The sequence below is a fragment of the Sulfitobacter donghicola DSW-25 = KCTC 12864 = JCM 14565 genome (genome assembly GCF_000622405.1).
Lineage (GTDB): Bacteria > Pseudomonadota > Alphaproteobacteria > Rhodobacterales > Rhodobacteraceae > Sulfitobacter > Sulfitobacter donghicola.
This window is the reverse complement of the sequence record NZ_JASF01000008.1, coordinates 1-10,023: the sequence shown is the minus strand read 5'-3', so window position 1 is coordinate 10,023 and position 10,023 is coordinate 1. Positions and strand designations below refer to the sequence as shown.

The window sequence follows — 10,023 nt, the reverse complement described above, 5'->3', positions numbered from 1 at the left end:
GCAGTCAATGTATTGTGTCGGTCAATTGCCGAATTGTGCATCGCAGATCATCAAGGCGATGCAAGGGAGATTGCGGACTGGCTGTCCAACAAAACCGAAGCGACATGGCTCAGCTGGCTTACGCGCAGCGATGCAACGGTACATGTAGCTGAAAGGGCCACTGAAATTGTGGGAGTCGGAATGATTGATAGCCATGGAGAAGTGCTGCTGAACTATGTTCGGCCTGATGCGCGTTTCTCTGGGGTAAGCAAAGAGCTTCTCGCTTCTTTGGAAAACGTGGCTACTACAGAAGGTAACAGAAAATGTGTTTTAGAAAGCACCAAAACGGCTAAGAAATTTTATGAACGCTGCGGCTACAGAGCAGTGAATAAAACCAGCCTGAAAATGGTAAAGCTACTGTAAAAAAGGGGGGCTAATGGCTGTAGGTTTGGGCTCAAACCCGACCTTAGCCGCGCGACGCACTAACGTCCGCTATGCGCAAAGCTGACCTACCAAAAACGGCCGTTTTGGAAAGCTACGGCCCCTGCCCTGTTTTGCGCTTCCACAAACCACGATCAAAATAGGTGAGGTTGTTGAACGTTTTTGAAATGAACGTAGCCGCTATCTTGCAGGTCGCAGCCCAAACCATCGACGCCTGCCCTGCCCTTCCCGCTGATCCGTTATGACGGCCAAAGTCTGCCGAAAATCTGCGCGTTGTTCGGCCACAGTTTCCCGCAATTCTTGTATCTGATCGGTTAGTTGTTCGCGTTCCCGCGTCCGTTCTAGATTGGCGTTTTCCAGTTCTCTGCGGATTGCATCAATTTCGATCTGTAAGACGCTGTTTCCTTGTTCTTTTTCGGTGTTCTCTACTGGATTTCTTGGCTGTTCGTTACCAGTAGGGGGGAACACTCTGTGCAGTTCTGATTGATCTATGAGAAATGCGCCTTTTTCGCCCTTATCATGCGACAGCTTACCTGTTTTTATAGCCTTTGAGATCGTAGATTTTGCACGACCACAATCTTTAGCTGCTTGGTTTAATGTGAGTTTCATGCCTGTGTTCGCCCGTAGTTTCTTAGTGTTTTTATCCGGTAATGTATGGCCTTAAGGACCGGTAACATTACCAGTGTGCCACATTCATGCAGTTTAGGAAATAGGGTGGATAATAAGCGCAAAAATCACTTCCTTTCATCAAGCTCGCCTGATCGTACTGGTGCTAACCTGAAACAACCTTGCCAGCTCAGAAATGCCACGGCCTTCCTGATCCCGCATACGGGCTACCTCAGCACTACGTTCGGCAGAGAGGGCAGGGGGACGGCCACCAACTCGCCCTCGTTTGCGAGCAGCTGTTAGTCCCTCTTTGGTTCTTTCAGATATCCGTTCACGCTCAAACTGGGCGATCGACGCGAACACATGGAACACCAGCCGTCCTGCTGGCGTTGTGGTGTCGATATCTTCAGCCAGTGACCGGAACCCAGCGCCTTGCGCACGGACGGCCTCAACGATGCTCAGGAGGTCTTGGAGTGACCGGCTGAGCCGGTCGTACTTAGTGACGACAACAACATCACCGTCCCGCAACTGCTCGATCATGCGATCCAGTTCAGGGCGGGATTTCTTAGTGCCTGAGATTTTCTCCGCAAAGATGCGTTCCGCGCCAGCCGCCTCAAGTGCCGTGGTTTGGGCATCAAGATGCTGTTCTTCCGTCGAGACACGTGCGTAGCCAATGATCATTGCTGGACCCTTTCAAAAACGTTCCAGAACCACTTAGGTTTTGGAAGGGGTTTTTGACAGCGGAAATCGGGGTGTTTTACGGGTGTGTCAAAAACGCTCGTTTTTGAACGGTCAAATGAAGATCATGGGTTCGTGTCGTCATAATAGCTCGACAATCCCCACACGTTTTCCAATTTGCCATGCAGATGAAATGTCCGATGAATCGCAGACTTCTTGCCAGCACTCCCACATGTCATCGGAAAAACCCAAATCATCAAAAATGACCAATGCACCTGACTGACTAACCTGCTTCACATGCTCAAACTGCGCCAACACTACAGATTTTGTATGGATAGCATCAATTAGAGTGATCGTTGCTTTGGGGGCAACTAACGACAAGTTGTCTTCAAATGTCCCTGCAGTCAGTATGAATTGATCACTGACTGCTTCAAAATTCTTACGAGCGATAGAGCACCATAGCTCATTAGGCTCAAAACTGACCAAATGACCTTTACCTGCGATGGTAAGACCTGCAAGCCAATACATGCCACTCGCACCAAAAGCTGCACCAAATTCAAGTATTGTGGCCGGTTGAATTTGCACAGCTAACCACGCATAAAATTCGCATATGCCGCGCCCTGTTCTAACTTGAGACATATTTCGCTTCGAGTTTGGGCCTACGCTCTGTGCATAATCTGGAATGCCATCATAGCCTTCCCAAAGAGACATTTTTCCTTTGTCATCAGTTTTTGAAATTGCTTCTTCAATGGCTTGAAATACGACTTCGTTTTGTTTGGTAAATGTAGCTTCGTGTATATTATAACTTAAGAGAAAGTCGTTTCTTGAACCACCTCCCAGCACACGCGTAAGTTTCAATCGCAAAGCTTTAACTCCAAGTCTTTAACATAATAATCAGTGCTTAAGCACAAGATTTTAGCATGCCACCGTCGGCAGCACGCCAATGCTATATTTAACATTTCTAGAAGATAAAATCATCTGATGTGAGTGCGCTTGGGTTAACAAACCTCAAATCTATGTCTCCAGATCCATAATCAACATTCGACGATCCGTTTGGACCACTTGTAATGGTCAACGAAGAAAACGAGTTTGCACCCGTTGCAGACAGGTCTATCCTATTATTTCCGTTGTTGAAGTCAGTGATTGTATCGCCTCCACCACCGCTACGGAAAACGAATACGTCGTTTCCAGATCCGCCGGATAGAATATCATTACCATTGTCTCCAAATATCTTATCATTCCCGCCATCACCATACAGTCGATCGTTCCCATCACCGCCAAAAACGCGGTCGTTATTGTTGCCACCACCAATCCGGTCGTTCCCATCACCGCCAGATAGAGTATCATGGCCACTTCCACCTTGGATCGTATCCTTGCCTTCATCACCCCAAATACGGTCATTACCGTTGTCACCGCGCAAGCTGTCATCCCCTTCGCCGCCACCTATTCGGTCGTTGTTATTGGCACCGATGATTAAATCATCTCCTAAGCCACCTTGGATCGTGTCATTACCATTGTCTCCGTAGATAGTATCGTTCCCATGGTCACCGTACAGCTTGTCTGCGCCGTCGCCACCTCCAAGGACATCATTTGAGGTTCCTCCGTAGAGTGTGTCATTACCACCACCGCCCTGAACTGTGTCGTGACCACTGCCTCCCCAAACTTGATCATTGCCAAGCCCAGCATCAACACTGTCATCGTTGATGCCTGCAGCGATAAGGTCTCCGTTGTTCGTTGCTGTGTTGTTGGCTACTGAGATAGTCTCAGTTACGTCAGATGCATTCACATCAATATCATTGTAAGTGATTCCGCCACTTCCGCTTGCTATGGCTGTATCGGGTACAAAATTTACCTGATCAATGTACGCTACTTCTGTAAGTGAGTTTAAATTTGCAGGTAATCGTGCGTCAGGAACAAAGTGAGCCTCTTGAGTTCTTGATCTTGCACCGCCGTTTCCTGTCATATCAACTCGAGCACCTTCTAATGAATAAAAGATGTGTCCACCTGCTGAAGTATTTATAAGCAGCCACTGTTGTGGCGTTGAGCCGACATCATTGTGCCCTCCGTTAAACGAGACGACTTTAACGTCATAGGCGCTCGTTGAAAGATTATTTAGGTCAATAGCAGTACCTTCGATTTTTATCGTATCTCTTGATGCGTCGAAATCTTCTAATCTACCGACAACAGTACCACTTACTTGGTCAAGATCCTGAAAATTAATTGTATCATTGCCCAAGCTTGTTCCGTCGGCCTTATCCCCTCTTACATGGTGCCCTTGTACGTATCCTGTAGCTCCTAGAAATCCAAGATTTATAGTATCATTACCCTCACGCGCGTAAGCATGCCACTGCCCCGTACTATTGTCTGGGTCCGACGAGAAATCTCTTATCAATGTGGCCGTGTCATTGCCGAGTGAACCTGTGTAGTTTAGCATACGATTATTCCTTTAGTTACCACAATTACTACCATAGGTTATCTTTTCGGGAGGATTTAGCAACGATATTGACCGTTTTTGAACGGGCCAAGATCAGGTGTGCGGACGAAGTTGCCATTTCAGGTTGATTGAGGTGGCGGCGGTTTGATTAAGTCAGTATCTCTAAATCAAGGAAAGCTAGTGAGGGTATCGGATGCCTGAAGTCATCAGCGGCAGTTGCCATTGTGTCACTTGTCGAAAGACACATGCCGCTCCTTTTGCAAGTACTGCCCGTGTGTCCAGAAATCTCTTTTCTTGGACAAGTAGTTTGAACAACAAACGAACCTACGAGGCTTCCCCCGGAAAGTTCCGTCATTTTTGTGGGAACTGCGGGGCTCATTTGATGGCTGAATGGTCGCACGAGGACACCGTAATCCTCAGGGTTGCGACATTGGATGGCATGCCCCAGAAGCACACTTCTAGGCACATTTGGTGCTCACACGATCTTGAGTGGTTGGACTATGCGAGTGTCGATGAGCGTTACCCTGAGTTGCCGTAAATAGATGCAAATTTAGTCACCCAAAATTGCAAAACTGGTTCGAAGCCGACATTCGCAGTCTTCCAAAAACGACCGTTTGTTGAACAGATAACTTTGGCTTTTTTACAGTACCCAGTTAGCGCACAGGCGGATCATCAAGCACATTGACACAGTACCTAAAATCTACATATAGTATTCTGTGAAAAATGCGGCACAATATGGAGTTACCTGCATGCGCACGCTTAATCTAACAGATAACCCATATACTTCTGAAATTTCGCGATTTCTCGAGCAGGCGAAGGACGACTTCGAACTTAAGGCTTTCATCGGTGAGGTCAGAGAACAAGGGAAGCGCATTTTGGGGGATAGCTTCGATATTTTTTTTGATGGCCCCATCACTTTAGAGAACTTTAGAAACCGCGTTTTTATTCGCGGTGCTTGGTCCTAGCCCCTGCGCAGAGGCCTTTGTTCTGGCGTTTTCTATGTAGGTCACCGCTCATGCGTAGGCCCTTCGCGCTCGGCAGCGCGTTCTTTCTCCGCCTGCCTTTCCTGCTCCGCCGCCCGTTCGCGCTCTGCGTCTTCGCGTTGCAGGTCTTGCCGCGCCTGCTCCTCATGACGCTCCACTTCGTCGCTGACGCCGTAGCTTCGGCTTTCCTGCGCTGCCTTGAGCTGCTCGAGTGGCGTCTGAGGCGTGACGGCCTCACGCTGCGGCCCACGTGCGGCCTCTTGGGCGGCCCTGAACTGCTCCAGCGCCGTCTGCGGTTCTCGCTGAGGCATGGACGGCCCGTCGGCCACTGCGCGCTCCTGCATGCCGTCCACCAGCCGCTCAAGCCAGTCCCGCGCCCAGTCCTTGAACTCGGCGGCAATCTCGCGGGCCTGTGCGGCGATTTGCTTGACCTCCTGCCAGCGTTCAGCGGCTGGCGTGGAAAGCCCGCGCCGCATCATGCTCCATGATCCTGCACTCATGCCGGGCAGGGCGGGGCGGTCCAGCTCCACGGCCCGCGCCATGTGCTCCGTCTGCGCGGCCTCGTCGCCGCGCTCGGCGGCGTCATGGGCCATAGACAGGGCATCTGCGCGTTGCGCGACCAACGTGCGGTGATCAACCCGCTCGTGAATGTCGCACCGCTCCAGCGTGTCATTTACGTGCTCAGCCCATGAGCCGCGCCAATCGACCAGCAGGTCTTTGGCGTTCCAGTCGCGCTCCTTGGCCCCGAACCCTTCGGGTCCAACAGCGCGGGTGGTCAGCATGATATGGGCGTGGTGATTGCGCTGGTCGCCCTCGCGACCTGGGGCATGAAGCGCCACGTCCGCGATCATGCCCCGCGCCACGAATTGCTCCTGCACAAACGCCCGCACAAGGTCGGCGTTTTGCTCGGTGGACAATTCCGACGGCAGGGCAACACGCACCTCGCGGGCCACCTGCGCGTCCTTGCGGCGTTCGGCGTCTTCGACGCCGTTCCACAGCGAGGAACGATCATGGACCCACGCTGGCGCGTTATCGGGGGCGATGATCTCTGTGTGCAGGACACCGCTCTTGCGGGTGTAGTCATGCACTTCGCCCGTGCGGTGATCCTTGATCACCTCGGCGGTGCGATAAGCGATGGCGGCGGTTGCAGACCGTCCCTTGCTTCGGGAGATCACAGATGCATCAAAATGATAAATCGCCATGATCGCCTCTTGGCTTGGTTTCGAAAGGATGCGCAGCGGTCCTTCGCTCACACGTCGCTTGCGACGTATAAGTGAGCACTTACGTGATCACCGCACTTTACTGCACAGACTGAATTCCCTAATAAGTAGAACAACCGGAGAGGGAATAAAAGTGAAAACACTTCAACAACAAATCGCCTCGGCTGAAGCAAAGCTGGCTCGGCTCCGCACCAAAAAGAAGGCCAGCGACACTCGCGTCAAAATCGTTGTGGGCGCTGTCGTTGCCAAGGCCGCTTTGGAAAGCCCGCAAGCCGCTGCGAAACTGGCGGCACTTTTACGCGAGAGGGTCACACGCGACCTCGATGTGAAAGAGCTGCAACCGCTCCTGTCCGACCTTGATCAGAAAGCCGCTCAAGATGAATGATGAAAAACTAGATGCCCTGCTGGAAGCGATGGCAGAGAACACCACCACGCTGATTGACGTGCAGAAACAATCTGCGGCCACGTCCGCCTCCACCAAGGATGCACGCACCTACGTTCAGACCATTGCCAAGCAAACGGACTGGAAAAACAACGGGCAGGTGATTGCTGCGGTTCTCAGCTCAGCCCTCGAAAAAGATCATGAAGCCCTGCACGCGGCCAGAGATGCAGCACAGGAAATGCGCGGGCTGTCTGTCGAACTGACCCGCAAGACGGATCGGGCGGCAGAGGCCCAAATGGACGGGGTCAGCAAACTCCACGCCGCCGCTCACCGCCTCCAGAGCGCACAGGAGGCCCATGAGGCGGGTAAGTGGCGCAGAATGGGCATGATCGCCCTCATAGGGGCGCTCTGTGGCGCTGTGGGCTTCTTTGCACGCGAACCAGCCGCCAAATACACTCACCTTTTTGAAGCAGGGACTGCCCTCAAGCAAAATGCCTTCGCTTCAGAGTGCAGAGGCGCACGTGGCGCCAGCTTTACGGAAAACGATCGGTCAGGCTGCGTTATCTGGGAAGACCCCTCGTAGAGCGCGTTCTTGGCTCCTTGACCTTAGCTCTTTATTATAACATATATGTTATATGTGGTCAGTAGAGACATTGGACAAGCGGGTAGACCGGGAGCTGGAAAAGCTGCCGCGTGATCTGTTTGCTCGGTTCTTACGGATTGCAGACCTGCTGACGGAGCAAGGGCCCGAAACTGTCGGGATGCCGCATGTGCGGTCCCTGTCCGGCGCTGGCGGTCTTTGGGAAATCCGTATGAGTGGCAAGGACGGGATTGCCCGTGCAATTTACGTAAAGGCGTCGGGACAGCGATTGATTGTTGTTCATGCGTTCCTGAAGAAAACCCAGAAGACGCCAAAGACCGCACTTGAAACAGCCCGCAAGCGGGCGAAGGAGGTAATATGACCAAACTGGCTGACCTGAAAAAAGAGTTTCTGAGCGATCCTGACAATAAGGCCGCTTACGATGCCCTAGAACCTGAATTTAACCTCGCCCGCAAACTCATTGCAGCACGGGCAGCGGCTGGGCTGTCCCAAGCCGAAGTCGCCGAGCGGATGGGAACCAAACAGAGTGAGATTTCTCGCATCGAAGGGGCGCGGCAAAATATCAGCATCGAAAAGCTGGCCCGCTTTGCTGACGCTGTAGGCGCCAAACTGGATATCCGCCTCGATCCAGTTTGAGTGTAACAGACACCAAAAACACGCCCTTAAACCAAGACATATTTACCAAAAAAGCGCGTAGCGCCTTTCTTGTTCTATAAGTTCTATAAGTTCATGCCTGAATTTGTTTTTAAGTTCATATACTTGCGGCCTTATAAGTAGGATATCCAGCCGCAAAAGTAGGATATCCAGCCGAAATAACAGATTTACAGGTAGAGTTTAACCCATTATTTAACCTACCATGATTAAGACAACTCAAGTTGCAGCCGATCGTGCTCATGACGATACCAAAACTGTGCTGCCCGCTGAGGTGGCTCGGGGCGTCTATATGCAAAATGCGCCGAGTCTTGCCGCTCTCAAGCTGATGCATCTGATGATCGCGACAGCAGGCGGGCGTATGGCTGAGCCAGTTCGCCACGAAATTCGCTTATCGGACATTCGCAAAATTGACGGCATGAACAATCATAGCCGTGGCAGTCTCACGCCCCTTTTTGAGGAGTTGCGAGCAGTGGTTATCCGGGAAGGCAATCCCGATGAGGATATAGATCGGATCGTGATCGGCGGGTTGTTGGATCATGCCGTTCTAAACCGGAAAGACCCTATCAGTGGCGACACACTTTTGTCGTGGTTTTTTGGGCGAATGTTTATCGAAATGGCAGAGGCTTCTATCCATTGGGCTATCATGGATCGCCAAACTATTTTTCACCTCACCAGTAAATATTCAGTGCTGCTGTTCCAACATATTTCCAGCCTCACGGGATTAAAGCACATCGCTAGCAAAACTTTTACCGTGTCAGAATTGCGAGCCATGCTGGGGGTGACGGAAGGAAAGATTACACGATTTGCAAACTTGAATCGCGACGTAGTTCAGCCAGCTATTAAAGAGATTAGCCAGCTTTCGCGCTTGGCGCTGACCGCCACGCCTAACAAGATCGGGCGGACAGTCGCCAGTGTGACTATTTCTTGGGAAGAAAAAGAACAGACGCAGAAAAAGTCTGCCAAGGCCGAATTGGATCGGCCCAAGGTAGGTCGAAAAGCGCGGCGGGACGGAACGGCAGAAACACCTGTTATGGCTTTCCCGGCCTCTGGAAGCGTAAAGGATGCCCAGCCATGGGACCGGATTGCGCGGGATAATGCACCACGTATCGACGGACGTCATGTGCCAGACTTGCGCGTGTTGGCCGACGCGTTCCGCAAGTGGTGCGGCGAGAAGTCGATCCCGCTCGATGCGGCTAGTATCGAGAAAACTTTTACGACTTGGTGCAAGAGATATTCAGCGCGATAGACCGTTCAAAAACAGTCGTAATTGCCTACGAAAGTTGAGGGTCCATCACATCAGTCTACTATTTTCTCGACCGACAACCGATAATGCTTGGCCTCTTCGATAGCGCGACCTTGCCATCCTATGATTGTTGTTTGATTGCCATTCTCTGCGATCACGACGTCAATTGACCATCCGATTGCGAAACCGGTTTGGGATCCTCTAATATTGCTACATTCATAACTTAATGTAGTCTCATCGCAGACGTCATCGTAGCAGATCCGGTATTGAGGTGCTTGGGTGTTGGGCAAGCTGCCGTCTTCGTAGTTGGAACAGCCGGCAATCGCAGGGCTTCCAACAATGGCAAAAAGAGCTAAAATAGATAGAATCTTCATTGTTTCTTTGTGTTAAATAAGGGGTTGATATTGAAAGTTAATTGGAGTTCTACCACGCGCAAATTTCGTAACTACTATTTCCAGAGATCATTAACTTAACTTACCGATTCCATGTGGCCTATGTGCGATCAAGATAAGGCTATTTTGGGGAAAGTTCTAAACTCTGCTATTTATCAAGTAGGTTCCGTTAGATATGAGACATCTACTTGTTTAGTTAGGTGCTATTGATAGCCCTACCAAAAACCCTCGTTTTTGGAAGGGCTGACCACCTCGAAGCGGACCCTCGGTTCTGGGAGCGCTGAGGTCCGCTATGCGGACTTAACTGCCGTTGTTATGCAACGACTTTTCTCTATCATCACCGCACAAAGCTGAGGGATGGACCTGTGAAAATCAATATTCGACATGGATGTGATGCCGATGGCGCCGAA

At 51.1% G+C, this 10,023-nt stretch carries 14 protein-coding genes; 8 read left to right on the top strand and 6 right to left on the bottom strand.

Annotated elements, in window-relative coordinates:
- On the top strand, positions 1–402 hold a 402-nt coding region (locus tag Z948_RS0117435; protein ID WP_025060826.1), incomplete at its 5' end, for a GNAT family N-acetyltransferase.
- Between the two features lie 198 nt (positions 403–600).
- Here Z948_RS0117435 and Z948_RS0117430 read toward each other — a convergent pair.
- From Z948_RS0117430 to Z948_RS18585, 4 genes are all read right to left on the bottom strand, one after another.
- Entirely contained in the window at positions 601–1,029 is a 429-nt protein-coding gene (locus Z948_RS0117430) for a hypothetical protein (RefSeq protein ID WP_025060825.1), read from the bottom strand.
- 138 nt (positions 1,030–1,167) lie between these two features.
- Positions 1,168–1,707 carry a recombinase family protein gene (locus Z948_RS0117425; RefSeq protein ID WP_025060824.1) on the bottom strand — a complete coding sequence of 180 codons (540 nt, stop codon included), beginning with the start codon at positions 1,705–1,707 and terminating at the stop codon, positions 1,168–1,170.
- Positions 1,708–1,845: 138 nt separating this feature from the next.
- Entirely contained in the window at positions 1,846–2,562 is a 717-nt protein-coding gene (locus Z948_RS0117420) for an O-methyltransferase (protein WP_025060823.1), read from the bottom strand.
- Between the two features lie 103 nt (positions 2,563–2,665).
- A complete protein-coding gene (locus tag Z948_RS18585; protein WP_162171782.1) occupies positions 2,666–3,940 on the bottom strand; it encodes a calcium-binding protein in 1,275 nt (424 codons plus the stop codon).
- 391 nt (positions 3,941–4,331) lie between these two features.
- Here Z948_RS18585 and Z948_RS19335 point away from each other — a divergent pair, with 391 nt between their 5' ends.
- On the top strand, positions 4,332–4,676 hold the full coding sequence (locus Z948_RS19335; protein WP_081784111.1) for a GFA family protein: 345 nt from the start codon (positions 4,332–4,334) through the stop codon (positions 4,674–4,676).
- A 211-nt stretch (positions 4,677–4,887) separates the two neighbouring features.
- On the top strand, positions 4,888–5,103 hold the full coding sequence (locus tag Z948_RS0117410) for a hypothetical protein (protein WP_025060821.1): 216 nt from the start codon (positions 4,888–4,890) through the stop codon (positions 5,101–5,103).
- A gap of 41 nt (positions 5,104–5,144) precedes the next feature.
- Here the strand turns inward: Z948_RS0117410 and mobQ are convergent, their stop codons facing one another.
- A complete protein-coding gene (mobQ, locus tag Z948_RS0117405) occupies positions 5,145–6,374 on the bottom strand; it encodes a MobQ family relaxase (protein WP_156023564.1) in 1,230 nt (409 codons plus the stop codon).
- Positions 6,375–6,474: 100 nt separating this feature from the next.
- Here mobQ and Z948_RS0117400 point away from each other — a divergent pair, with 100 nt between their 5' ends.
- From Z948_RS0117400 to Z948_RS0117380, 5 genes are all read left to right on the top strand, one after another.
- Positions 6,475–6,726, top strand: a complete 252-nt coding sequence (locus Z948_RS0117400) for a hypothetical protein (protein ID WP_025060819.1) — start codon at positions 6,475–6,477, stop codon at positions 6,724–6,726.
- Positions 6,719–7,306, top strand: coding sequence for a PI-PLC domain-containing protein (locus Z948_RS0117395; RefSeq protein WP_025060818.1), 588 nt, complete (start codon positions 6,719–6,721; stop codon positions 7,304–7,306). The genes Z948_RS0117400 and Z948_RS0117395 overlap by 8 nt, the downstream gene beginning before the upstream one ends.
- 52 nt (positions 7,307–7,358) lie before the next feature.
- A complete protein-coding gene (locus Z948_RS0117390; RefSeq protein ID WP_025060817.1) occupies positions 7,359–7,685 on the top strand; it encodes a type II toxin-antitoxin system RelE/ParE family toxin in 327 nt (108 codons plus the stop codon).
- Entirely contained in the window at positions 7,682–7,960 is a 279-nt protein-coding gene (locus tag Z948_RS0117385; RefSeq protein WP_025060816.1) for a helix-turn-helix domain-containing protein, read from the top strand. Before Z948_RS0117390 ends, Z948_RS0117385 begins: the two co-directional genes overlap by 4 nt.
- 220 nt (positions 7,961–8,180) lie before the next feature.
- Positions 8,181–9,224, top strand: a complete 1,044-nt coding sequence (locus Z948_RS0117380) for a replication initiation protein (RefSeq protein WP_025060815.1) — start codon at positions 8,181–8,183, stop codon at positions 9,222–9,224.
- A gap of 50 nt (positions 9,225–9,274) precedes the next feature.
- Here the strand turns inward: Z948_RS0117380 and Z948_RS0117375 are convergent, their stop codons facing one another.
- Entirely contained in the window at positions 9,275–9,595 is a 321-nt protein-coding gene (locus Z948_RS0117375) for a hypothetical protein (RefSeq protein ID WP_025060814.1), read from the bottom strand.
- Between the last annotated feature and the right edge of the window lie 428 nt (positions 9,596–10,023).

Coding starts and splice junctions, on each gene's coding strand:
- Z948_RS0117430 (WP_025060825.1), bottom strand. CDS start 1,029: ATGAAACTCACATTAAACCAAGCAGCTAAAGATTGTGGTCGTGCAAAA.
- Z948_RS19335 (WP_081784111.1), top strand. CDS start 4,332: ATGCCTGAAGTCATCAGCGGCAGTTGCCATTGTGTCACTTGTCGAAAG.
- Z948_RS0117425 (WP_025060824.1), bottom strand. CDS start 1,707: ATGATCATTGGCTACGCACGTGTCTCGACGGAAGAACAGCATCTTGAT.
- Z948_RS0117380 (WP_025060815.1), top strand. CDS start 8,181: ATGATTAAGACAACTCAAGTTGCAGCCGATCGTGCTCATGACGATACC.
- Z948_RS0117390 (WP_025060817.1), top strand. CDS start 7,359: ATGTGGTCAGTAGAGACATTGGACAAGCGGGTAGACCGGGAGCTGGAA.
- Z948_RS0117375 (WP_025060814.1), bottom strand. CDS start 9,595: ATGAAGATTCTATCTATTTTAGCTCTTTTTGCCATTGTTGGAAGCCCT.
- Z948_RS0117410 (WP_025060821.1), top strand. CDS start 4,888: ATGCGCACGCTTAATCTAACAGATAACCCATATACTTCTGAAATTTCG.
- Z948_RS0117385 (WP_025060816.1), top strand. CDS start 7,682: ATGACCAAACTGGCTGACCTGAAAAAAGAGTTTCTGAGCGATCCTGAC.
- Z948_RS0117395 (WP_025060818.1), top strand. CDS start 6,719: ATGAATGATGAAAAACTAGATGCCCTGCTGGAAGCGATGGCAGAGAAC.